We start from the raw sequence: 23,752 nt of genomic DNA, 5'->3' as shown, positions 1-23,752 counted from the left end.
AACTGCGACCCATGACCGTGTTGAAGATGACCGACCTCGATCTGCAAGGTAAGCGCGTACTGATCCGCGAAGACCTCAACGTCCCCGTCAAGGACGGTGTTGTCACCAGCGATGCGCGAATCCTGGCCTCGCTGCCGACCATCAAGCTGGCCCTGGAAAAAGGCGCGGCCGTGATGGTCTGCTCCCACCTGGGTCGCCCGACCGAAGGTGAGTTCTCCGCCGAAAACAGCCTCAAGCCGGTCGCCGAGTACCTGAGCAAGGCCCTGGGCCGTGACGTGCCATTGGTCGCAGACTACCTGGGCGGCGTGGATGTGAAAGCCGGCGATATCGTGTTGTTCGAAAACGTGCGCTTCAACAAGGGCGAGAAAAAGAACAGCGACGAACTGGCCCAGCAATACGCCGCCCTGTGCGACGTGTTTGTGATGGACGCGTTCGGCACCGCCCACCGCGCCGAAGGTTCGACCCACGGCGTGGCCAAGTTCGCCAAGGTCGCCGCGGCGGGCCCGTTGTTGGCTGCCGAGCTGGATGCGCTGGGCAAGGCCCTGGGCGCTCCGGCCCAACCGATGGCGGCCATTGTTGCCGGCTCCAAGGTATCCACCAAGCTGGACGTGCTCAACAGCCTGAGCCAGATCTGCAACCAACTGATCGTCGGCGGCGGCATTGCCAATACCTTCCTGGCCGCTGCCGGCCACCCGGTGGGCAAATCCCTGTACGAGCCAGACCTGCTCGACACCGCCCGCGCCATCGCTGCAAAGGTCAGCGTGCCGTTGCCGGTGGACGTGGTGGTTGCCAAGGAATTCGCGGAAAGCGCCGCGGCGACCGTCAAGCTTATCGCTGACGTGGCCGACGACGACATGATCCTGGACATCGGCCCGCAAACGGCGGCCAACTTCGCCGAGCTGCTCAAGGCATCCCAGACTATCCTGTGGAATGGCCCGGTGGGCGTATTCGAGTTCGACCAATTTGGCAACGGCACCAAAGTGCTGGCTAACGCGATCGCTGAAAGCTCGGCGTTCTCCATCGCTGGCGGTGGCGATACCCTGGCGGCTATCGATAAATACGGTGTGGCTGATCAGATCTCCTACATTTCTACCGGTGGCGGCGCTTTCCTCGAGTTCGTCGAGGGCAAGGTGTTGCCCGCTGTGGAAGTGCTGGAAACCCGAGCCAAAGGTTAAGGCTCGCGTGATCAGGAAAAGGAGCGTTCCCATGATCAAGTCGTTGGCACTGGTGATCGCAGCGGGCCTGTTGGCCGGCTGCGGCAGCACACCCAGCGCGGCGCCCGAGGCGGATAACGCCAAGGCACCGTTGAGAAAAAGCTGTTACCAGGCTGACTGGCAAGCCGAGACCATGCCGGTGATCAACAAGCGCATCGGCAACGAACGGCTGGAGAAATACGACTCCGCGCCCAACGGTCAGGAACAGGGTTGCCCATGACGGGTCTGATCCACTAACCGATAGCAACGGCGGCCCCAGGTCGCCCTGCGAGGATTGGCAATGAAAGGCGTTTTCGCCCTGGCAGCCCTGGCCCTGTTGGCCGGCTGCAGTAGCATGAACCTGTTCGACAAGGCAGAGCCAGCCGACAAATGGACCACCTGGACCTGCGACAGCAAAGCCGAGGTCAACTGGCGCTTTGCCAACCAGGCCCGCTCCGAAGTGGATGTACGCCTCGGCGGTTCGGACCAGGTTTACCGTCTCAAGCAAGAGGTAGCCGCCTCCGGCGTGCTGTACAGCGACGACCAGTTGGCGTTTCACACCAAAGGTGAGGAAGGCCTGGTGTACTGGGTAGCGACGGATGATTTGATTGGGCGCGGCTGCAAAGCCAACTGAACCCAGCAGCAATAACGATTCAGCAGCTCAAGCTCAACCCCTTGATCTGCAATAACTTGAATAGCAGCCGCCGCTACGGCAGGCTTGCACGATTAACGACCCTCGACCGGGAGAGACAACACAATGGCACTTATCAGCATGCGTCAAATGCTGGACCACGCAGCCGAGTTCGGCTACGGCGTCCCAGCCTTTAACGTCAACAACCTTGAGCAGATGCGCGCCATCATGGAAGCCGCTGACAAGACCGACTCTCCAGTGATCGTCCAGGCTTCGGCCGGTGCGCGCAAATACGCTGGCGCCCCGTTCCTGCGTCACCTGATCCTCGCCGCCATCGAAGAATTCCCGCACATCCCGGTGTGCATGCACCAGGACCACGGCACCAGCCCTGACGTGTGCCAGCGCTCGATCCAACTGGGCTTCAGCTCGGTGATGATGGACGGTTCCCTCGGCGAAGACGGCAAGACCCCAACCGACTACGAGTACAACGTACGCGTCACCCAACAAACCGTGGCCATGGCGCACGCCTGCGGCGTTTCGGTTGAAGGCGAGCTGGGCTGCCTGGGTTCGCTTGAAACTGGCATGGCCGGCGAAGAAGACGGCATCGGCGCCGAAGGCGTGCTGGACCATAGCCAGATGCTGACCGACCCGGAAGAAGCCGCCGACTTCGTCAAGAAGACCCAGGTCGACGCCCTGGCTATCGCCATTGGCACCAGCCACGGCGCCTACAAGTTCACCAAGCCACCTACCGGCGACGTGCTGGCCATCGACCGCATCAAGGAAATCCACAAGCGCATCCCTAACACCCACCTGGTGATGCACGGTTCTTCCTCGGTACCGCAAGAGTGGCTGGCGATCATCAACCAGTACGGCGGCGACATCAAAGAAACCTACGGCGTACCGGTTGAAGAAATTGTCGAAGGCATCAAGTACGGCGTGCGCAAGGTCAACATCGACACCGACCTGCGCCTGGCATCCACCGGTGCGATGCGTCGCCTGATGGCGACCAACCCGAGCGAGTTCGACCCACGTAAATTCTTCGGCGCCACTGTGACGGCGATGCGTGATGTGTGTATTGCGCGTTATGAAGCCTTTGGTACTGCGGGTAATGCTTCGAAGATCAAGCCGATCTCGTTGGAAGCGATGTACCAGCGGTATTTGAAAGGTGAGTTGAACGCTAAGGTGAACTGAGCCTCAAGTGTTAATAAAAGCCCGCAGCGATGCGGGCTTTTTTATGGACACCATTTAATCAACTTGCAGATGAAGCGCCGAAACCACGGTGTTCTTTGGCTTGTCGCAACGGTGCTGTAGCATCCACCCCGGACCTTGAGCCGACGCACGGTCAATGTGGGAGCCGGGCTTGCCCGCGATGGCAGTGTGTCAGGCGCCGAGGATATTGGCTGATACGCCGCTATCGCGGGCAAGCCCGGCTCCCACAGGGTTCAACGGTGTGTTTAAGACTTTGGGTTTATCTGGGAAAAATCCTGTGTCTCACGGGACGATTCACTCGTGATCAATATCCAATTTCGCAAACGTCACCCGCGCACCCTCATTGGTGTCGCCCTTATTGTCCTGCACATACACCCCCGCCTTGAAGTACAACGGCTTGTCGCCCCAGGCCGCGCCAATCCGTTCATTCCACTCACTGTCAGCGGCATACACGCTCAGCAGCCCGGCTTTGTTGAGGTTGATCACGTAGGTGAAGCTCTTCTGCAGTGGCACATTGGAGGCGACGATGATCACCTGGCTTTCGGCCTCGTCCGGGCGCATGCGCACTTTGGCGACGATGTTGCCGGTCTGGGTTTTCTCCTTGAATTGGTACTCCAGCTTGATCAACGGTTTCTGGCTGTCGTAGGCGTGGATCTGGCCGATCACGATCTTGCCGGAGGAGGGCACCTGGTTGACGGTGAGGGTGGCGCGCAGGAAGTTGTCGGCCTCGGGGTAGGTCCAGTTACGCAGGCGGCCGTCGGCGTAGGTTTCGCGCAGTTCGCTGCGTGGGTAGATGGCGTTTTCGGTGCGCGAGCCCGTCACAGGTGTCCAGAACTGCACGTCGCTGCCTTCGGCCTGGAAGTATTGATCGTTGAAGCCGCTCAGCAGCCTTGGCGTTTCAATGGTCGTGGGTGGGGAGCCGACCGGAATGCTCAGGTTCCAGGTGGAAAGGTCGATCATGGTGTTGGCCTTTTTACAGAGGGTGTAGGCATTGGCCCAAAGGGCCTTCCAGGTTCTTTATAGGCCGTGCTGGTGAGATTGTTAAACAATTGCTGGCAATTTATTGGCGTCATCTAAATGTCAAAAAGCCATGTCGCCCGTGAACCGCGGGCTACAGGGCCTTACCGTTAGTCGGCTTCCTGGCCTTTGGCACAATGAGGGCACCCACGTCACTTCTGCTTTTTTGGCCGCGCGGCTAGAGTGAGCCCTCAGTGTTTATCCGGCCTTGGTAGCAAAAGTGACCGGTGCAGCTCCCTAAGGAAGAGACGTAGCATGGATGGCGCTCCACAACACGACGATGCAATTTCGGTTCTGTTGGTGGTCGATGACTACCCGGAAAACCTCGTCAGCATGCGTGCGCTGTTGCAGCGTGACGACTGGCGGGTAATAACCGCCGCGTCTGGCCTGGAAGCCTTGGAGTTACTGCTGGCCCACGAGGTCGACCTGGTGCTGCTGGACGTGCGCATGCCGGGCATGGACGGTTTCGAGGTGGCGCGCCTGATGCGTGGCAGCCAGCGTACGCGCATGACGCCGATTATCTTTCTGACGGCCACCGCCCATTCGCCCGACGCGGTGCTGGAAGGCTACGCCAGTGGGGCGATCGACTACCTGTTCAAGCCCTTTGACTCGCACATCCTCAAGCCCAAGGTGCAGGCGTTGCTCGAACACCAGCGCAATCGCCGTGCCTTGCAGCGCCTGAGCCATGACCTGGAATTGGCCCGCGCTTTTAATGCCTCGGTGCTGGATAACGCCGCCGAGGGCATTCTGGTGGTGAGCGAAAACAGTGTGATCGAGTATGCCAACCCGGCCATTTCCCGGCTGTTGAATGCAACGATGGCTGAGTTGCAGGGCGAAAGTTTCCTCAGTTTCCTGCAAAAGCCCCATGTGCCAGCCTGGTTGGGCTTTCCCATGTACGAGGCGTATCGCCGGGGTGAGACGTGGCGCCAACACGATGCCATTTTGCGCACCGGTCGGGGGCAGCAGGTGCCGGTAGCGTTGTCCTGCGCGCCTTTGCCTGCGGAGCAGAAGGCAATGGTGGTGACGGTGCTGGACATGTCTGAAGTGCGTCACCTGCATCAGCAACTGGAATTCCAGGCCGTGACCGACCCGCTGACCGGGCTGCTGAACCGGCGCGGTTTCCATCAGGCGATGGAGAATACGTTGCTGCGCAGCGAACGTAGCGAGCAGGCGCTGGTATTGCTGTACCTGGACCTGGATGGCTTCAAGCGGGTCAACGATACGTTGGGCCACGACGCCGGGGATCGCGTGCTGCGGTGGGTTTCGGAGCAGATGCAAGCATGCCTGCGTTCCTACGACATTCTCGGGCGCATGGGTGGGGATGAATTCACCGCGTTGCTGGAGCTGGAGTTTCCCGAGCAGGCCGCGAAGATCGCGGAAAAGCTCATCGAGCGGGTATCGGTGTGCCAGCAGGTCGATGGTCTGGAGGTGATGCTTGGGGTCAGTATTGGCATCGCGACGTTCCCGGATTGCGGCTCGGACTTGAGCGGCCTGCTACGGGCCGCGGACATTGCCATGTACGAAGCCAAGCGCGCCGGCCGTCAGCAGTATCGTTACTACGACCAGGAAATGAACGGCCGCGCCCGCTCGCGGTTGATGCTGGAAGACAGTGTACGTACCGCCATCGCCAACAAGGATTTCACCTTGGTGTACCAGCCTCAGGTCTCTCTGGAAGACGGGCGTTTGCGCGGCGTCGAAGCGCTGTTGCGCTGGCAGCATCCCAGCGTCGGCGATGTGCCGCCGGGCCTGTTCTTGCCACTGCTGGAAGAGGCGCGGTTGATCAACCAGTTGAGTGCCTGGATCTACCAGCAAGTCGCCGCCCAGCGCCAGGCCTGGCAAGCCACCTTCGACCCCGAACTAGTGTTGAGCGTGAGCCTGAGCAGCAGCCAGTTCAACATGCCCAACCTGGCCAACCAACTGCAGCAGATGCTGGAGCGACATGGGTTACAGGCGCGACAACTGGAGGTGGAAATCGGCGAAGACTGCTTGATGAGCAATCTCGCCGAGTCCACCAAGCAACTCCAGTTACTGCGCCGGATCGGGGTGCGGATTGCCCTGGACGATTTTGGCTGCGGCCAGTGCTCCCTGGCCCATTTGCGCGACTTGGCGTTCGACACCCTCAAGCTCGACCCTCAACTGGTGGCGCGCCTGCCTGGCTCGGTACGGGATGCGGCGATGGCGCGCAGCATCATCCAACTGTGTGAGCATTTTGGTGTGCTGGTGATCGCCGAAGGCGTGGAGACTCTTGAGCAAACACAGTGGCTCAAGGCCAATGGCTGTGCCCATATCCAGGGGCCGTGGGCGGCGCTGCCGTTGATGGCCGAGGACGTTGCCGGCTGGTCGTACCCTCGCGCGCTTTGAATTCGCTACACTGGCGCCCGTCCCAATTGCGTTGCAGAGCCCATGACCGCGTTGAAATACCTCCAGGCATACCCCACCGCGCTCCAGGAGCAAGTGCGCCAACTGATCGCCAAGGACCAGTTGGGGGCTTACCTGGACCAGCGTTACCCCGAACGCCATGCGGTGCAGAGCGACAAGGCCCTGTACGCCTATGCCCTGGCCTTGAAGCAGGAGCACCTGCGTAACGCGCCGTCTATCGACAAAGTGCTGTTCGACAACCGCCTGGACCTGACCCATCGTGCCTTGGGTTTACACACCACGATTTCCCGGGTGCAGGGCGGTAATCTCAAATCCAAGAAAGAGATCCGCATCGCTTCGCTGTTCAAGGAGGCGGCCCCGGAGTTTCTGCGCATGATCGTGGTGCACGAGCTGGCGCACTTCAAGGAATCGGACCACAACAAGGCGTTCTATAAACTCTGCCAATACATGATGCCGGGCTACCATCAGGTGGAATTCGACCTGCGTGTGTACCTCACCTGGCGCGATTTGCAGGGCAAGCCCTAACCCCAAGGCGACTGACCATGGATGTGAGCAAGACCAAAAGCAGCTTCTACCGCCGCCTGTACGTGGCGTACTTGATCGACAGCCAACTGGCCAGCAGCGTCCCGGCGTTGACCGAGGCCACCGGCATGCCTCGGCGTACCGCCCAGGACACCATTGCGGCGTTGGCCGACCTGGATATTGTGTGTGAGTTCGAGCAGGAGGACGGTGCGCGCCACCATGCCGGGCGCTATCGGATTCGGGACTGGGGGGCGATTGATCGGGGGTGGATCGAGGCTAATCTGGCGTCGATCAAGCAGGTGTTGGGCTATCCCTGAAGGTCGGCTTAGGCAGGACTGACGCTATCGCGGGCAAGCCCGGCTCCCACAGTCCAATGTGGGAGCTGGCTTGCCTGCGATGGCGCCCTCAGATGCGCCGCATACCAATATGTGGAATATCATCTTCCAGGTATTCCTCACCCGCCACCACAAACCCATACCGCCCGTAATACCCCTGCAAATGTGCCTGGGCCGAGAGAAAAATCGGCGTTTGCGGCCAGATATCCTCAATACGCTCAAGCGCCTCCTCCATCATTTGATGCCCCAGCCCGGTGCCCCGTGCCGCTGGCGAAACGATGACGCGACCAATCACCACATCGCCGCCCTGGGATTCCGGGTCCAGCAGGCGCAGGTAAGCCAATAGCTCATTATCTTGCCAGGCCATCAGGTGATGGGTGTCACCCGCCAGGTCCTGCCCGTCGATGTCCTGATACGCGCATTTCTGCTCGACGACGAATACCTCGCTGCGCAAACGCAGGACGGCATACAGCTGGTCCTTGCCCAAGTCGTCGTGATGTTTGCAAATCCAATCAACCGTCATGATGTGTGCTCTTGTAAAGACGTGCCTGGATAGTAAGCGCGGCGGGCGCTGCTGTCTAAAATTGGCAAATGTGTGAATGGCGTCAATTTGCCATCATTGAGTGCGTGCGCTGTTGGCTGCTTTGTGTAATCTGCAATGCAGGCTCATTGATGAGCTACTGTTATCAGGCCACCGCCTGCCCGCCAAGGACTTTGAGCATGCCGAGATTGACTCGTGCCGTTGCTTTGATCGCAGTGCTGCTGCTGGCCCAGCCGGTGCTGGCACAGCGTCTGCGTCTGGTGGCGGATGGCTGGCCGCCCTTCACCGATGCCACCTTGATCAATGGCGGTTTGGCCACGGATATCGTCAGCACGGCCCTGGCCCGTGCGGGGTACGCCAGTGATTTTGAACAGGTGCCTTGGGCCCGTGCGCTCAAGGGCGTGGGAGATGGGCGTTACGATGTGCTGATCAACGCCTGGTACGACGAGTCCCGCACGCAGTTTGGCCAGTTTTCTGCTGAGTACCTGCTTAACCGTGTGCGCTTTCTCAAGCGCAGCGACGATGACATTGTTTATCACAGCCTGGCCCGACTGCGCGACGAGACCATCGCCGTGGTACGCGGTTACGCTTACTCGGCGGCATTCGATCAAGACACCCAGCTACAGAAAGTACCCGTGCACAACTTCGCCATGGCGGTGCGCATGCTCGCTGCGCGGCGGGTGCGGTTGACGCTGGAAGACGAATACGTAGCGCGTTATTACCTGGCTCGGGAGTCGCCGCGGGTGCGCAATGCGGTGGCGTTTGTGGACAAGCCGTTGAGCGAGAACAGCCTGCACATTCTGGTCAGTTTGAAGAACCCCGAGCATGCGCAGATTGTCGCTAGCTTTGATCGGGAGATTGCCAGGATGAAGGCTGATGGCAGTTATGCGCGCTTGATGAAGACGCATGGGATGTAGCGTGCTTGCGGGCCTCATCGCGGGCAAGCCGGGCTCCCACATTTTGCCCGCATTCTTATGTTGGAACTCGGTTAAATGTGGGAGCTGGCTTGCCTGCGATAGCGGTCTAAGCCGCACCGGTATCCTTGATCAGATGCGCCGCCAACGTACGCAACGGCCCCAACTGCCGGCATATCAACGCCAACTGCGTTTGTACCAACCGCTGCGCCTCATCGATCTCATCGGGCATTTGCTCCAGCTCTGCCGCCAACCCTTCCTCGGCATCACTCTGGATCGCAATCGACTGTTTGTTGGCCAGGCCCGTGGCAATCTCATCGATGCTCGCCGCCAGGCTGTTGCCCGCGCCTTCGATCAAGTGCTCGCGCACGTCGGCCGGTAACTGAGTATCGCGGTGCGCACCCAACCCCGACAAATAGCTGAGCAAGGTGTGAGACAGCACCAGGAACCGAAAACCCACGTCGGCTTCCTTACGAAAGTGCCCAGGCTCCATCAGCATATTGGCCAGGGTGGTGGACAACGCGGCGTCGGCGTTGTGCGCGTTGCGGCGGGCCAGGCGGTAAGCCAGGTCGTCGCTCTTGCCGGCGGCGTATTGCTGCATGATCTGGCGCAGGTAGATGCTGTTGCAGGTCAGGGTGTTGGCCAGCACTTTGTTCAAGCGCCGGCCTTGCCAGTCCGGCAGGAACAGGAATACCGCCAGGCCAGCGATCAGGCTGCCGAGCAAGGTATCGAACAGGCGTGGCAGGAACAGCCCGTAGCCATCACCCACCTGGTTGAAGCAGAACAGCACCATCAGGGTGATCGCCGCCGTCGCCAGGGTGTAGCGGGTGGTGCGGTTGATAAAGAACACCAGGCCCGCGGCGATAGCGAACATCGACTGCACCACCGGGTTGGGGAACAGATCAAACAGCGCCCAGGCCACGGTGAGGCCGATGGCGGTGCCGATAATCCGCTGGCCGAGCTTGCGCCGGGTGGCGCCGTAGCTCGGTTGGCAGACGAACAGGGTGGTGAGGATGATCCAGTAACCCTGGGACGCGTGGATAGCGTGCAGGGTGGCGTAGCCGACGGTCAACGCCAGGGACAGGCGCAGGGCATGGCGAAACAGCAGCGAGGTGGGTGTGAGTTGGGTGCGCAGGCGCGTCCACATTTCCTTGAGGTTGCGCGGGGCGCGGTCCAGCAGGTTACTGTCGGTGGCGTCCGCCAGGGCATCGGGATTGCTGGCGTCGCCCAGCAGGCGGTCGAGTGTGGACAGGTTGGCCGCCAAGGCGCGCAATGAACGCAGCAGGCCGCGCCAAGCCGGGTTGCTCTGGATGCGCAGGTGCTCCAGGGACGCGTTGAGGTCGCCCAGGGCTTGGGCGAAGCTGTCGTCATAGATGAACGGTTGGCGCAGTTGGATCGACTCGGCCAGGGTCTGGCAGGCCTTGCCTTGCTGGCGCAGCAAGCGCTGGCAGCGAAACAGCACATCGCTATGGAAGAAGGCTTCAGTGAGGGCGTTGTAGGGGTAGTGGGAGGAACTGGCGCGCTCGTGGATGTCCTGGGCCAGGAAGTACAGTTTCAGGTAGCGGCTGACCTTCGAGCCCGGTCGCCCATTGCCGACGCGGTGCAGGATGATTTCCTTCGCGGCATTCAGCGCAGCCACTACCCGGCCATTTTGCTGGGCCAACTCCAGGCGCCGCGCTTCCACGTCCAGCTGCCGGATCGGTTCGAACAACGATGACTTGAGCTTGAGGTAACGCCCCAGCTCGCGGAACAATCGCGCCAGGCTCTGCTGCACCGGCTGGTTGGAAAACAGCGCCTGCCACAGCACGGACAACACGCCGTACCAGGCGGCACCGGCCACCAGCAGCAGCGGCTCATGCCAGAAATCCGTGACGGCGCCACCGCGCTGGTCCACGCCGATCATGGTGTAGACCGACAGAATCAAGGTGGCCGAAGCAATCGCGCCATAGCGTTCGCCCAGTGCGCCGAGCATGGTCAGGCCGAAACTGGCCAGGGCCAGGGCGATGGCAAATATCCAGGGGTAAGGGAACAGCAGCTCCACCGACAGCGCGGCAATGCTGAAACACACCAGTGTCACCGCCAGCGCGTTGAGGCGGCCTTGCCAGCTGTCATCGGTCTCGGCCAGGGCGCTGGCGATAATCCCTAGGAACAGCGGGATCAGCAGCGTCATTTCATCCTGGTACCAACACAACGCCATGCTGCCGGTGAGGGCGATGAACACCCGTACGCTGTAGCTGAATTTATCCAGCGCCCACAGGCGCCGCATGGACTGCTTGAACGAGGTCGATGACATGAAGTCTGGAGTCTTCCGGGACGTTGTCGCTAAATTGAGCTATCAAGGACGCCACGGCAAGCGTGGCGATCACATCCAAGCGCAAAATTTTCAGGATCACTGCAAAACCAATGTGGGAGCTGGCTTGCCTGCGATAACGATGTGGGATTCACCGCCGCTATCGCAGGCAAGCCAGCTCCCACAGGGGATTGCATCTCAAGGTGCACATCAGGCGTATTGCGCGGCCGCGTAGCCCGAGGCCCAGGCCCACTGGAAATTGAACCCGCCCAGGTGGCCGGTCACGTCCAGCACTTCGCCGATAAAGTACAGGCCGGGGCTTTTCAGCGATTCCATGGTCTTGGACGACACTTCCCGCGTATCCACCCCGCCCAATGTTACCTCGGCGGTGCGATAACCCTCGGTGCCGGCCGGTACCAGTTGCCAGCTCCCCAGCTTTTGCGCGATATCGGCAATTTCAGCGTGGGTGTACTGCTTCATAGGCTTGGATTCGAACCAGCTTTGGGCCAGCAGGTTGGCCATCTTCTTGGTGAAGATCTCACCCAACAGGGTTTTCAATTCGCTGTTGGGGTGTTCGGCCTGTTGCTGTTGCAGCCAGGCATGGGCGTCGTGGTCGGGCAGCAGGTTGATTTCTACCGTGTCGCCGGAGTGCCAATACGAGGAAATCTGCAAAATCGCCGGCCCGCTCAGGCCGCGATGGGTGAACAGGATGTTCTCGCGAAAGCTCTGGCCGTTGCAGCTCACCAGGCAGTCGACCGAGGTGCCGGACAACTCGCCGCACAACTCCTTGAGCTGGTCGGTGATGGTGAACGGCACCAGCCCGGCGCGGGTCGGCAGCAGTTCATGGCCGAATTGTTTGGCCACCTGGTAGCCGAAACCGGTGGCGCCCAGCGTCGGGATCGACAAACCGCCCGTGGCGATCACCAGGGATTCACAGCGCAGCTCACCCAAGGTGGTTTGCAGTTGATAGCCGCTTTCGAGCTTGGCGATTGCCTCGATGGAGGTGTCCAGGTGCAGGCTCACGCCGGTCTGGAGGCACTCGTCGAGCAGCATGCCGAGGATGTCGCTGGACTTGTTGTCGCAGAACAGTTGGCCGAGTTTCTTCTCGTGGTACGGCACGCTGTGCTTGGCCACCAACCCGATGAAGTCCCACTGGGTATAGCGGGCCAGGGCGGATTTGCAGAAGTGCGCGTTGTGCGAGAGGAAGTTGGCCGGCTCGGTGTACATGTTGGTGAAGTTGCAGCGGCCGCCACCGGACATCAGGATTTTCTTGCCGGCCTTGTTGGCGTGGTCGATCAACATCACCTTGCGCCCACGCCCGGCGGCGGTCAGCGCGCACATCAAGCCTGCGGCGCCGGCGCCAATGATCACAACTTCGGTCGAGCGCACAGCCATGTCCTCACAAAACTATTGATTTGAAATGCAATCAACACTGTGGGAGCTGGCTTGCCTGCGATGGCGGTAGTGGATTCACCGTCGCTATCGCGGGCAAGCCAGCTCCCACAGTGATTCGGTCCCTGCAGTCACTATGTTGTTACAGGATCCGCACGCGCAGCGAGCGGCCTTTGATCTTACCGTCATTCAAACGCTGCAACGCCTGCTTGGCGATGCCGCGTTCCACGGCCACGAAGGCCTGGAAGTCAAAGATAGCGATCTTGCCGACCTGGGCACCCGGAATGCCGGCTTCACCGGTCAATGCACCGAGGATGTCGCCTGGGCGCACCTTGTCTTTACGCCCGGCGGCGATGCACAGGGTGCTCATCTGCGGCAGCAACGGGCCACCGCTTTGCGGCTTGAGGTTGTCCAGTTGGTCCCAGTTCAGCGGCGACTTCTGCAGTTGCTCGATGGCCTGGGCGCGGTGGGCTTCGGACGGCGCTACCAGGCTGATGGCGATGCCGGTCTCACCGGCACGGCCGGTACGGCCTACACGGTGGATGTGAATTTCCGAGTCGCGGGCCAGTTCGACGTTGATCACCATGTCCAGTGCGTCGATGTCCAGGCCTCGTGCGGCGACGTCGGTGGCCACCAGCACCGAGGTGCTGCGGTTGGCAAACATCGCCAGTACCTGGTCACGGTCGCGCTGTTCCAGGTCACCATGCAGGCCAACGGCGCAAATGCCTTTGGAGGTCAGGTGGTCGACGGTTTCCTGCACTTGCTGCTTGGTAAAGCAGAACGCCACGCAGGAGGCCGGGCGGAAGTGCGCCAGCACCTTGGTCACGGCGTCCATGCGCTCTTCCGGGGAGATCTCGTAGAAGCGTTGTTCGATCTGGTCGTCGGAGTGGAACGCTTCGGCTTTCACTTGCTGAGGCGCACGCATGAACTTGGAGGCCAGTTGCTTGATGCTCACCGGGTAAGTGGCCGAGAACAGCAGGGTCTGGCGGCGCGGTGGGGTCTTGCTGATGATGTCTTCGATGGCGTCGTAGAAGCCCATGTCGAGCATGCGGTCGGCTTCGTCGAGGATCAGGGTGTTCAAGCCGTCCAGCACCAGCGAACCTTTACGCAGGTGCTGCTGGATGCGGCCCGGGGTGCCGACGATGACGTGGGCGCCGTGCTCCAGGGAGGCGATCTGTGGGCCGAGGGACACGCCGCCGCACAGGGTCAGTACCTTGATGTTGTCTTCGGCACGGGCCAGGCGACGGATTTCCTTGGCGACCTGGTCGGCCAGTTCGCGGGTCGGGCACATCACCAGCGCCTGGCACCCGAAGTAGCGCGGGTTGATCGGGTTCAGTAAGCCGATGCCAAATGCGGCAGTCTTGCCGCTGCCGGTCTTGGCCTGGGCAATGAGGTCCAGCCCTTTGAGGATCACCGGCAAGCTTTGCGCCTGGATCTGCGTCATCTCGACGTAACCCAGCGAGTCGAGGTTAGCCAGCATGGCGGCGGACAGGGGCAAAGTATTAAAAGCGGTGGCGATGGTAGTCACGGGACTGGCTCTGCAAAACAAAATGTCGCGCAGTGTACCAGCCTCGTGGGATTTTCCCCGCAAGTTCTCGACGAGACGCCCGTTAGTGCTCGATATCGTGCTCGCGGCTGACCACCCGTTTGCCGTCCTTGGGCGACAGCTGCAGGAAGATCGCCGCCGCCAGCATCGCCATGAGGCCCACGGTGAGGAAGGTCAGTTGGAAGGCGCCCAGCACGGTATTGACCCCGTCATTGCCGGCTTCGGCGGTAAAGCCGCCGAGCAATGCGCCGGCACAGGCCACGCCCAGGCTCAGGGACAATTGCGCCACCACCGACAGCAAGCTGTTACCACTGCTGGCCTGGGCGTCGTCGAGGTCGATCAGGGTGACGGTGTTCATGGCGGTAAATTGCAGGGAGTTGATGGCCCCCAGTACCGCCAGCATGGCCAACAGCAGCGGGTAGGGCGTTTGTTCGCTGACCAGGCCCATGCTCGCCAGCATCAGGCCCAGGGCCAGGGTGTTGCCGGTCAGGACGATGCGGTAGCCGAGGCGCTCGATAAGCGGGCGTGCGATGGACTTGGCGAACATCGCCGCCGCCGCCAGCGGCAACATGCTCATGCCGGCTTCCGACGGCGAATAGCCCAGCGCCACCTGCAGCAGCAGCGGTACCAGGAACGGCAATGCGCCGCTGCCCAGGCGCGCAAACAGATTGCCCAGAATCCCCACGGCAAAGGTGCGCGTCTTGAACAGCACCGGCGAGAACAGCGGGTTATCGATATGCCCGGCGCGCAGCCAGTACGCCGCCAGGCAGGCGAACCCGCCGAACAGCAGCAATATCACGCGCAGATGCGGCAGGTGCAGTTCGCCCAGGCCTTCCATGGCGATGGTGATCAGCACCATCGCCGCGCCGAACAGCAGAAAGCCCAGGCCGTCGAAGCGCGTGCGCTCGCTGCCGCGCAGGTCGGGGATGAATTTCCACACGGCGTAGCAGCCGATCATGCCCACCGGCAGGTTGATCAGGAAGATCCAGTGCCAGGTCAGGTATTGCACCATCCAGCCGCCCATTGTCGGGCCAAGCAAGGGGCCAAGCAGGCCGGGAATGGTGATGAAGCCCATGATCCGCACCAGCTCGGAGCGCGGATAAGCCCGCAGTACCACCAGCCGTCCGACCGGCAGCATCAGCGCACCGCCCAGGCCCTGGATCACCCGTGCGCCCACCAGCATGCTCAAGCTACTGGACAGCGCACACAGCAGCGACCCGATGCTGAACAGCATGATCGCGCCAAAGAAAATCTTCTTGGTGCCAAAGCGGTCAGCGATCCAGCCCGACGCCGGAATCAGCAAGGCAACGGTGAGCATGTAGGCGATCACTACCCCTTGCATGCGCAGCGGGTTTTCCGCGAGGTCTTGCGCCATGGCTGGTAGCGCGGTGTTGAGAATCGTCCCGTCCAGCGACTGCATGAAGAAGGCAATCGCTACCACCCAGGGGAGCCAGCGGGCGGTCTTGGCATCGAGAGGGGCACGATTCGGCATGGGATCCCTTTTAATTAGCAGGCTATGTGTTGGCGATTATGCGCCATCCGTCGCCGCTTTTCCCACTGGCGGTTCGTCTATATCTGACAATGTCACATGCTCGCCCACCAGGAAATCCAGCAACGCCCGATGCACTGCCAGCGCGGCTTCGCGGGACTCCAGGTCCAGCAGATGGCCGGCGTGTTCGGCCACCGCAAAGCTGCTGCGGCCTACGTAGTGTTTGAACAGTTGGGCTTCGTCGGCCGGCGTGTATTCGTCCAGCGCGCCGTTGAGAAAGTGCACCGGTGTTTCAATCTGCCGCAGTGCCGGCAAGTAGTTGCCATCGCCCAAGCCCAGCACCTGATGGATATGAAAGCGCGCCTGGCGGTATTCGGTAGTGGCCATGGTCGACAGGTGTCGATGGTTATTGCGCTTGAGGCGCGGCGACAGGTATTTGCCAACCGTTTCGTTGAGCAGATGGCCGACCGCCGACTTGTCATCGGCCTCGATCAGCACACGCACGCGCTCGACATATTCCAGCATCGCCTGGTTGAGGTTGGGCGCCAGGGCCATCACCACCGAGCTTTCGATGGAGGGCGGGTTGTGCGCCAGGGTCAACAGCGTGGAGATGCCGCCCCAGGAGGCCGAAACCAGATGGTTGACCGCAAAGCGCGCCACCAAGGCACGCAGGATTTGCACCTCGTCGTCCTTGGTGACCAGGTCGAGTTCGGTGTTGTGCTCGCGTGACAAGCCAGAGAAGGGCAAGTCGAACAGCAGCACATTGAAGTGCTCGGCCAGGCATTTGCTGGTGCGGGCAAAGGAGCGCGTGGTGGACAACGCGCCATTGACCATCAGTACGGTTTTTCTATGCGGGTCGTTACCCAGTTGCTCTACGTGAACGTTGTAGTGCTTGTACAACTTCTCAATGACGAAACTTCCATGGTTCATCGCAGTACTTCCAGTGTGTGGCGGTATGCCACCAGCTGTTATAGCGAGGTTTTTTGCGGGCGACAACAGGTTGCCCGTGCAAACGGGGAGGAAGAGAATTTACGGTAGGAAGGACCGAAGCCGAGCCGTCTGAAATCAGCCCTTCCCACAGGTGTTTTGGATGTTTAGAGGGTCAGCGTCAGGCGTTTTACCAAAGCGCCTGGCAACAGGTTGGAAGCGGTGTTGCGCTGGTCATAGGTACTGGCCGACAACAGCAGTTCCCGATCAGCGGTCAGCGCTTCCAATTGCGAACCGAGCAACTGATAGACACTGTCATCAAAGCGCATGGTGCTGACTGGCGCCTTGATCTCGCCGTTTTCCACCCAGAAGGTCGCAAAGCGCGTCATGCCGGTCAGGCGCGCTGCCGGCAGGTCGGAGTAGTTCAGGTACCAGAGGTTGCTGATATACAGACCGGTGCCCAACTGCTTGAGAATATCGGCGTGGGCCAGGCTGCCGGCCGCCATTTGCAGGGCGCTGGGCGACTCGTCGCTGCTGGCGCCGTTGGTGTTCAAGCCGTATTCGGCGGCGCTGCGCGAGTTGACCAACTGGCCCTCGGCCTTGCCTGCGTTGATCAGGGTGACATCCTCACGCGGGTAGCCTTCAGTGGAAAACGCCTGGCTCAGGGAGCCGCTGATCTGCTCATCTACCGTCACCAGCGGGCTCAATGACTGATCACCCGCGTACAGGCGTTGCAACGAACTGCCTTTGCTCGCAATGGCCTGGGCTGAAAAACCACCCCAGGTGATGATGCTGATGATTTCTTCCAGCGCTGCCGGCGCCAGGTAGGCGCGGTACTGGCCGGGCGCCAGGGTGTGGAGCGGGCGACCGAGAAACGCCAGTTGCTCACGGGCCTGTTGGAAACGGGCGGCGAATTCGGCGCTGTTCCAGGTGTGCCCGGCGTAGCTGGCTTTTACCGCTTCGCCATTGGCGTGGAACAGGCTGAAGTCGAAATTGAAGCTGTTAGCCCGGTGCCAGCCGAACGCCCCCGATGAGCTGGCGAAACCACGACTGATCGGGCCGGCGGCGTAGAAGCCAACAAGGTCCACGCCATCGGCGGCCTGGCTGATATCGTCCAGCACCTGGGCCAGTTCCGGCAGCGGGCGCAGCTGTTCGTTATGGCTGTGCCAGGCGTCGGGGTTCAGCAGCAGGTACGGGTCAGGCGGCAACAGCGGCAAGGTTTCGCGCAATTGTTGCAGGCCGTCGGCCAGGCGCTGGCGATCCAGCTGCGCCTCGCCCGACAGGGTGATACCCAGGTCGGCGTGGCGCCCATCGTTGATCAGCTTGAGGTTCAGGCTGGCCTGCTGTACCTGGCCCGCCTGGCGTACCTGCGCGTGGTTGAAGCGCACGAACTCGGACGCCTCATCCGCGTAGCCGAGGTGAAAGTGTTCTTGATCGGTGACCGCCTGCTTGAGCCAATCCACCAGAGCCTTGAAGTGGTTCATCAGGCATCTCCCCCAAATACATCGACATTGCTGAATACACAGGCCGGCGACGCATGGCCGACACGGATCACCTGGTTGGGTTCGCCCTTGCCGCAGTTCGGCGTGCCCAAGACCTTGAAGGTGCTGGCGTCGCCTACCGCGCTGAGCTTGCGCCAGAACTGCGCGGAAATCGCGCGGTAGTTGGGGTTCTTCACCACGCCCTTGAGTTCGCCGTTTTCGATCAACTGGCCCCACTCGCAGCCGAACTGGAACTTGTTGCGCGCATCGTCGATGGACCACGAACGGTTGGTCGACATCAGGATGCCGCTCTCAATGCCGCTCACCAATTGCGCGAGGCTTTTATCCCCAGGTTCGATATTCAGGTTGGCCATGCGGTCGATGGGCGCACGGTTCCAGCTGCAGGCGCGGCTGTTGGCGACGCCTGGCAGGTTGGCGCGAAATTGCGATAAGGCCCCGCCCAAGGGCTTGAGCAGCAGGCCTTCGCGAATCAGAAATTGCTTGCTGGCAGGCGTGCCGTCGTCGTCATGAGCGTAGCTGGCAAGCTGTTCGGGGATGTCCGGGTCGAAGGTGACGTTGAGCAGCGGTGAGCCATATTGCAGGTGGCCGAAGTCGCTGGCTTTCACAAAACTGGTGCCGGCGTAATTGCGCTCGTCACCAAGGATGCGATCCAGCTCCAGCGGATGGCCGATCGACTCGTGGATCTGCAGGATCATCTGGTCGGGCATCAGCAGCAGGTCACGCGGGCCGTGGGGCGTATTCGGTGCGAGCAGCAATTGCAGGGCTTCGTCGGCCACCTTGCGGGCGGCGCCCACCAGGCCAAAACGCTGGATCACCCCGGCACTGCCTTGCTGGCCGAAGTTGGTACCGCCCAGGGTACGGGTCTGGCTGTCGTTGCCGTCGAAGGCGGTCACACTCAGGCCGGGGAACACGAAGCGCTGGGCCTGACGCAATTGCGCACCGGCGCTGTTGAGATAGATCTGTTCAACCCGCGTGGTCCCCAAACTGACTTCCCAGCTCACCAGGCGCTCATCCTTGGGCACGGCGGCGGACTCATCGCCGAGCAATTGGTAGCAGTCGCTCAGGGATGGGAAGGGCTGGTCGAGGTCGGGTGACAGGTAGTCGGCGACGTCGCTGGACACTGGCTGCTGGTGCAGGTCGAGCAGGGCGTGGGGCTTGATCAACCGGGCTTGCTGTTCCGCGCGCTCAAGGGCGGCTTGCAGGCCGGCAAGGGAAATGTCGTTGGTCGCGGCGTAGGCTTCCACGCCGTTGAGACGCACGGTAAGCATGGCGCCTTCGTCATGGCCCAGGTGAGGCGGCTCGGCGACGTTCTTGCGTACTGACAGGTACTGACCGGATTCGCGCACGTAGCGCAGGGAGAAAAATTCGGCGGTGGTGCGCAGGGCACCGAAGTGTTTCTTGAGCGTGGCGTGGTGTTCGAACATGGGGCCTTCCTTGTGGGCGGCTCGGCGCGGGCAGGCGAACAGAGTAGGCCTGGGCGGGGAGCTGATCAAGGAAAGCTGATGACCCGTGGCGAGGGAGCTTGCTCCCGCTGGAGTGCGAAGCGCTCCCAAGATCCTGGGGCCGCTACGCAGCCCAGCGGGAGCAAGCTCCCTCGCCACAAGGTGTTTCGGTTACTGCGCCAATGGCCCTACTTCACGCATAGGCTTGCCACGCACCGGCGCATCGCCTGCTACGTAGTAGTCAGCGGTGCTGCGCGGCAGTGGCTGGCGGCCACGGATCTTGTCGGCGATTTTCTCGGCGATCATGATCGTTGGCGCGTTCAGGTTGCCGGTGGTGATGATCGGCATGATCGAGGCATCGACCACACGCAAGCCCTGCATGCCATGCACGCGGCCTTCGCCATCGACTACGGCCATCTCGTCGGTGCCCATCTTGCACGAGCAGGACGGGTGGAACGCGGTCTCGGCGTGCTCGCGGATGAACTTGTCCAACTGTTCATCGGTTTGCACTTCAATGCCGGGGCTGATTTCGCGGCCACGGTACGGGTCCAGTGCCGGCTGCTGCATGATTTCACGGGTCAGGCGGATGCCATCGCGGAACTCCTGCCAGTCCTGCTCGGTGGCCATGTAGTTGAAGAGGATGCTCGGGTAGTCCCGTGGGTTCTTCGACTTCAGCTGGATACGGCCACGGCTTGGCGAACGCATGGACCCCATGTGCGCCTGGAAACCGTGCTCTTTCACACCGTTGCTGCCGTTGTAGTTAATCGCCACCGGCAGGAAGTGGTACTGGATGTTTGGCCACTCGAACTCTTCACGGGTACGGATAAAACCGCCCGCTTCGAACTGGTTGCTGGCGCCGATGCCGGTGCCGTTGAACAGCCATTCGGCACCAATCGCCGGCTGGTTGTACCAGAGCAGCGAAGGGTACAGCGACACCGGCTGGGTGCACGCGTATTGCAGGTACAGCTCAAGGTGGTCCTGCAGGTTTTCACCCACGCCCGGCAGGTCGTGGACCACCGGGATGTCGAGGCTTTCCAGCAGTTTGGCCGGGCCGACACCGGAGCGTTGCAGCAGTTGCGGCGAAGCGATTGCGCCGCTGCACACCAGTACTTCTTTGCGCGCACGGGCTTCAACGCGCTCTTCGGCGGCGCCGATCAGGTAACGCACGCCCACTGCACGCTTGCCTTCGAACAGCACTTTGTCGGTGAGGGCATGGGTGACGATGGTCAGGGTCGAACGCTTTTTAGCCGTGTCCAGGTAACCGCGTGCGGTGCTGGCGCGACGGCCGTTCGGCGTGACGGTGCGGTCCATCGGGCCGAAGCCTTCTTGCTGGTAGCCGTTCAAGTCTTCGGTACGTGGGTAACCGGCCTGTACGCCCGCTTCAACCATGGCGTGGAACAGCGGGTTGTTGCCCGCTTTCGGCGTGGTCACGCTGACCGGGCCGTCACCACCGTGCCAATCGTTGGGGCCGATGTCGCGGGTTTCGGCTTTGCGGAAATACGGCAGGCAGTCCAGGTAGGTCCAGTCTTCCAGGCCCGGCAGCTTCGACCAGTTGTCATAGTCCATGGCGTTGCCGCGGATGTAGCACATGCCGTTGATCAGGGAAGAGCCACCCAGGCCCTTGCCGCGCCCGCATTCCATCCGGCGGCCGTCCATGTGTGGCTCTGGATCGGTTTCGTAGGCCCAGTTGTAGCGGCGGCCTTGCAGCGGGAAAGCCAGGGCGGCTGGCATCTGGGTGCGGAAGTCGAGGCGGTAGTCCGGGCCACCGGCCTCCAGCAGCAAAACAGTGACGCCTTCGTCTTCGGTCAGACGGGTCGCCAGGGTGTTACCGGCAGAGCCGGCACCCACAATGATGTAATCGTATTCTTGGGACATGAATGTACCCTCTTTGAAGTGTGGTCAGGTCTGGCGAGTGCTTCGCACTCGATCGCAGGCAAGCCAGCTCCCACATTTGATCGGGTTCACACAGAACAAATGTGGGAGCCGGTCTTGCCCGCGATGGCCTCACGGGCAATACAAGACTCGCAGGTGTTAGAACACCGAGGCGTAATCGCCCAACTCAACCTGTACCGATTTGATGCGGGTGAAGTTGTTCAGCGAGCTGATCCCGTTCTCACGGCCCACACCCGACTGCTTGTAGCCGCCAACCGGCATCTTCGCGTCGGACTCGCCCCAGGCGTTGATCCAGCAGATACCGGCTTCCAACTGATGAATCACGCGGTGGGCGCGGTTCAGGTCCTTGGTCACCAGGCCAGCGGCCAGGCCGAAGTCGGTGTCGTTGGCGCGGCGGATCACTTCTTCTTCGGTTTCGTAGGTGAGGATGCTCATCACCGGGCCAAAGATTTCTTCACGCACGATCACCATGTCATCGGTGCAGTCGGTGAACACGGTCGGGGCCACGAAGGCGCCTTTGGCGAAGTTGCCGTCGGTCAGACGGTCGCCGCCGCACAGCAGGCGGGCGCCTTGCTCTTTGCCTTTGGCGATGTAGCCCAGCACGCTTTCCATGTGGGCGAAGCTGACCAGCGGGCCGAAGTTGGTGTTTTCGTCTTCCGGGTTGCCGATGCGAATACGCGCAACACGCTCGACGATCTTGGCTTCGAACGCGGCTTGCAGGTGCTTGGGCACGAACACGCGGGTGCCGTTGGTGCAGACCTGACCGGAGCTGTAGAAGTTGGCCATCATGGCGGTGTCGGCGGCGCGGTCGAGGTCGGCGTCGTCGAAAATGATCAGCGGGGACTTGCCGCCCAGCTCCATGGTCACGTCCTTGAGCGAGGAGCTCGACGCGCTGGCCATGACTTTCTTGCCGGTGTCGGTGCCGCCGGTGAACGAGACTTTCTCGATGCGCGGGTGTTCGGTCAGCCAGGTGCCGACTTCACGGCCGCTGCCGGTCAGTACGTTGAACACGCCCGCTGGAACGCCAGCCTCGGTGTAGATCTCGGCCAGTTTCAGGGTGGTCAGCGAGGTGACTTCGCTTGGCTTGAAGATCATCGCGTTACCGGCAGCCAGGGCCGGTGCGGATTTCCACAGGGCGATCTGGATCGGGTAGTTCCACGCGCCGATACCGGCAACCACGCCCAGCGGCTCGCGGCGGGTGTAGACAAACGAGGTGTCGCGCAGTGGGATCTGCTCGCCTTCGATGGCAGGTACCAGGCCGGCGTAGTATTCCAGCACGTCAGCGCCGGTGACGATGTCGACGTACTTGGTTTCGGAGAAGGCTTTACCGGTGTCCAGGGTTTCCAGGGCGGCCAGTTCATCGTTGCGCTCGCGCAGGATGTCCACGGCGCGGCGCAGGATGCGCGAACGCTCCATGGCGGTCATGGCGGCCCAGATTTTCTGGCCTTTTTCAGCGCTGACCACGGCACGTTCAACGTCGTCTTTGGTGGCGCGTTGCACTTGGGCGAGAACTTCACCGTTAGCCGGGTTGATGGCTTCGAAGGTGGCATCGCTGCCAGCGTCGCTGTAGCCGCCGTCAATGTAGAGTTTTTGCAGGTCGAAACGGGCCATAAAGTCCTCGCAAGTGCATAAGTGGTTGGCGTTACCCGCCGAACAGTGGGCCATGGGGGTGTGGCAACACTGAGCGGCGGACGTTCAGGGGTTGAGCATTTATAAGGGCTCTAACTCACCTGCTTGGCCAATTGGAAATCCATGTATTCGTAAGCGATCCGTTGCGCCTGCTCCGTGTCGAAAGCGTCTCCCGACAGGGCGCCGCGCAACCACAAACCGTCGATCAAAGCCGCCAGCCCGCGGGCTGCGCTGCGTGCCTCGGGTAACGGCATCGCACGGCGGAACTGGCAACACAGGTTGGAATACAGACGGTGATCGTTGATCCGCTGCAACCTGTGCAATGACGGGTGGTGCATGCTGGTGGCCCAGAAGGCCAGCCAGGTTTTCATTGCCGGGCCGTTGACCTGGCTGGCGTCGAAGTTGCCTTCGATGATCACCTGAAGGTGCGCCCGTGGGCTGTCATCCTTCAAGGCACGCCTGCGCTCTTGCACGTTCTCGATCAGCGCATTCATCAGGTAGCGCATCGTCGCTGCGATCAGGCCGTTCTTGTCCTGAAAGTAGTGGCTGATGATGCCGTTCGAGACGCCGGCCAGACGGGCGATCAGCGCAATGCTGGCATCTCCCATCCCGACCTGATCGATGGCCGTCAACGTGGCTTCGATCAACTGCTGGCGGCGTATGGGTTGCATACCGACCTTGGGCATGTAGCACCTCTCCTTAGGCCTGCCGATGGGCGATCCACGTCCGTCGGCTTGAGGGCCAGTCTATTTTGTTTTGATTGAACGTTCAATCAACAAAGAATAAGATCTGCGACAAATGGTCGCTGCCTACAGATGTTTCCTACCTGCGAGCTGCAACCTTCGACACCTGCAAAAACCCTTGAAACAGGCCACTTCAGAGCCTGATCACCGCTTCGGCG

General features: G+C 61.3%; 20 protein-coding genes. 8 read left to right on the top strand and 12 right to left on the bottom strand.

Going from position 1 to position 23,752, the window contains the following annotated elements; genetic code table 11:
• Positions 1 to 11: 11 nt before the first annotated feature.
• The 4 genes from CLM72_RS26225 (at position 12) to fba (ending at position 3,015) form a co-directional block, all read left to right on the top strand.
• Positions 12 to 1,175: a phosphoglycerate kinase gene (locus tag CLM72_RS26225; protein WP_096143752.1), complete on the top strand. Its 1,164-nt coding sequence runs from the start codon at positions 12 to 14 to the stop codon at positions 1,173 to 1,175.
• Between the two features lie 31 nt (positions 1,176 to 1,206).
• Positions 1,207 to 1,434, top strand: coding sequence for a hypothetical protein (locus CLM72_RS26220; protein ID WP_003194953.1), 228 nt, complete (start codon positions 1,207 to 1,209; stop codon positions 1,432 to 1,434).
• A 60-nt stretch (positions 1,435 to 1,494) separates the two neighbouring features.
• Positions 1,495 to 1,827, top strand: a complete 333-nt coding sequence (locus CLM72_RS26215) for an MliC family protein (protein WP_105228813.1) — start codon at positions 1,495 to 1,497, stop codon at positions 1,825 to 1,827.
• Positions 1,828 to 1,950: 123 nt separating this feature from the next.
• Entirely contained in the window at positions 1,951 to 3,015 is a 1,065-nt protein-coding gene (fba, locus tag CLM72_RS26210; protein ID WP_003177554.1) for a class II fructose-bisphosphate aldolase, read from the top strand.
• Between the two features lie 312 nt (positions 3,016 to 3,327).
• Here the strand turns inward: fba and CLM72_RS26205 are convergent, their stop codons facing one another.
• The gene (locus CLM72_RS26205) at positions 3,328 to 3,993 is read right to left on the bottom strand and encodes a polysaccharide lyase family 7 protein (protein ID WP_105228812.1); all 666 of its coding nucleotides are present in this window, start codon (positions 3,991 to 3,993) and stop codon (positions 3,328 to 3,330) included.
• A 312-nt stretch (positions 3,994 to 4,305) separates the two neighbouring features.
• Here CLM72_RS26205 and CLM72_RS26200 point away from each other — a divergent pair, with 312 nt between their 5' ends.
• Genes CLM72_RS26200 through CLM72_RS26190 form a run of 3 tightly spaced genes read left to right on the top strand, consistent with a single transcriptional unit; the run spans position 4,306 to position 7,268 of the window.
• Positions 4,306 to 6,411: a bifunctional diguanylate cyclase/phosphodiesterase gene (locus tag CLM72_RS26200; protein ID WP_105228811.1), complete on the top strand. Its 2,106-nt coding sequence runs from the start codon at positions 4,306 to 4,308 to the stop codon at positions 6,409 to 6,411.
• Between the two features lie 42 nt (positions 6,412 to 6,453).
• Positions 6,454 to 6,954, top strand: coding sequence for a M48 family metallopeptidase (locus CLM72_RS26195; protein WP_105228810.1), 501 nt, complete (start codon positions 6,454 to 6,456; stop codon positions 6,952 to 6,954).
• 17 nt (positions 6,955 to 6,971) lie between these two features.
• The gene (locus tag CLM72_RS26190) at positions 6,972 to 7,268 is read left to right on the top strand and encodes a helix-turn-helix domain-containing protein (RefSeq protein ID WP_014720272.1); all 297 of its coding nucleotides are present in this window, start codon (positions 6,972 to 6,974) and stop codon (positions 7,266 to 7,268) included.
• Between the two features lie 88 nt (positions 7,269 to 7,356).
• Here the strand turns inward: CLM72_RS26190 and CLM72_RS26185 are convergent, their stop codons facing one another.
• A complete protein-coding gene (locus CLM72_RS26185; protein ID WP_105228809.1) occupies positions 7,357 to 7,809 on the bottom strand; it encodes a GNAT family N-acetyltransferase in 453 nt (150 codons plus the stop codon).
• Between the two features lie 197 nt (positions 7,810 to 8,006).
• Here CLM72_RS26185 and CLM72_RS26180 point away from each other — a divergent pair, with 197 nt between their 5' ends.
• Positions 8,007 to 8,744, top strand: a complete 738-nt coding sequence (locus CLM72_RS26180; RefSeq protein ID WP_105228808.1) for an ABC transporter substrate-binding protein — start codon at positions 8,007 to 8,009, stop codon at positions 8,742 to 8,744.
• A 106-nt stretch (positions 8,745 to 8,850) separates the two neighbouring features.
• Here CLM72_RS26180 and yccS read toward each other — a convergent pair whose 3' ends face one another.
• The 10 genes from yccS to betI form a co-directional block, all read right to left on the bottom strand.
• Positions 8,851 to 11,034: a YccS family putative transporter gene (yccS, locus tag CLM72_RS26175; protein WP_034128901.1), complete on the bottom strand. Its 2,184-nt coding sequence runs from the start codon at positions 11,032 to 11,034 to the stop codon at positions 8,851 to 8,853.
• Between the two features lie 207 nt (positions 11,035 to 11,241).
• Positions 11,242 to 12,420 (bottom strand): NAD(P)/FAD-dependent oxidoreductase, encoded by a 1,179-nt coding sequence (locus tag CLM72_RS26170; protein ID WP_105229194.1) that lies wholly within the window; start codon positions 12,418 to 12,420, stop codon positions 11,242 to 11,244.
• Between the two features lie 145 nt (positions 12,421 to 12,565).
• On the bottom strand, positions 12,566 to 13,903 hold the full coding sequence (gene dbpA / locus CLM72_RS26165) for an ATP-dependent RNA helicase DbpA (RefSeq protein WP_233475092.1): 1,338 nt from the start codon (positions 13,901 to 13,903) through the stop codon (positions 12,566 to 12,568).
• Positions 13,904 to 14,033: 130 nt separating this feature from the next.
• Positions 14,034 to 15,461: a multidrug transporter subunit MdtD gene (mdtD, locus tag CLM72_RS26160; protein ID WP_034128900.1), complete on the bottom strand. Its 1,428-nt coding sequence runs from the start codon at positions 15,459 to 15,461 to the stop codon at positions 14,034 to 14,036.
• Between the two features lie 36 nt (positions 15,462 to 15,497).
• On the bottom strand, positions 15,498 to 16,388 hold the full coding sequence (locus CLM72_RS26155; protein ID WP_105228807.1) for an alpha/beta fold hydrolase: 891 nt from the start codon (positions 16,386 to 16,388) through the stop codon (positions 15,498 to 15,500).
• A 164-nt stretch (positions 16,389 to 16,552) separates the two neighbouring features.
• On the bottom strand, positions 16,553 to 17,869 hold the full coding sequence (locus tag CLM72_RS26150) for a TldD/PmbA family protein (protein WP_105228806.1): 1,317 nt from the start codon (positions 17,867 to 17,869) through the stop codon (positions 16,553 to 16,555).
• Positions 17,869 to 19,311 carry a TldD/PmbA family protein gene (locus CLM72_RS26145; RefSeq protein ID WP_105228805.1) on the bottom strand — a complete coding sequence of 481 codons (1,443 nt, stop codon included), beginning with the start codon at positions 19,309 to 19,311 and terminating at the stop codon, positions 17,869 to 17,871. The genes CLM72_RS26150 and CLM72_RS26145 overlap by 1 nt, the downstream gene beginning before the upstream one ends.
• Before the next feature lie 189 nt (positions 19,312 to 19,500).
• Positions 19,501 to 21,204, bottom strand: coding sequence for a choline dehydrogenase (gene betA / locus CLM72_RS26140; RefSeq protein ID WP_073843781.1), 1,704 nt, complete (start codon positions 21,202 to 21,204; stop codon positions 19,501 to 19,503).
• A 156-nt stretch (positions 21,205 to 21,360) separates the two neighbouring features.
• The gene (betB, locus tag CLM72_RS26135; protein WP_105228804.1) at positions 21,361 to 22,833 is read right to left on the bottom strand and encodes a betaine-aldehyde dehydrogenase; all 1,473 of its coding nucleotides are present in this window, start codon (positions 22,831 to 22,833) and stop codon (positions 21,361 to 21,363) included.
• 110 nt (positions 22,834 to 22,943) lie between these two features.
• On the bottom strand, positions 22,944 to 23,537 hold the full coding sequence (betI, locus tag CLM72_RS26130) for a transcriptional regulator BetI (RefSeq protein WP_105228803.1): 594 nt from the start codon (positions 23,535 to 23,537) through the stop codon (positions 22,944 to 22,946).
• Positions 23,538 to 23,752: the final 215 nt, after the last annotated feature.

The sequence above is a fragment of the Pseudomonas sp. MYb193 genome (genome assembly GCF_002966775.1).
Lineage (GTDB): Bacteria > Pseudomonadota > Gammaproteobacteria > Pseudomonadales > Pseudomonadaceae > Aquipseudomonas > Aquipseudomonas paracarnis.
This window is presented reverse-complemented; position numbering and strand designations above follow the sequence as displayed.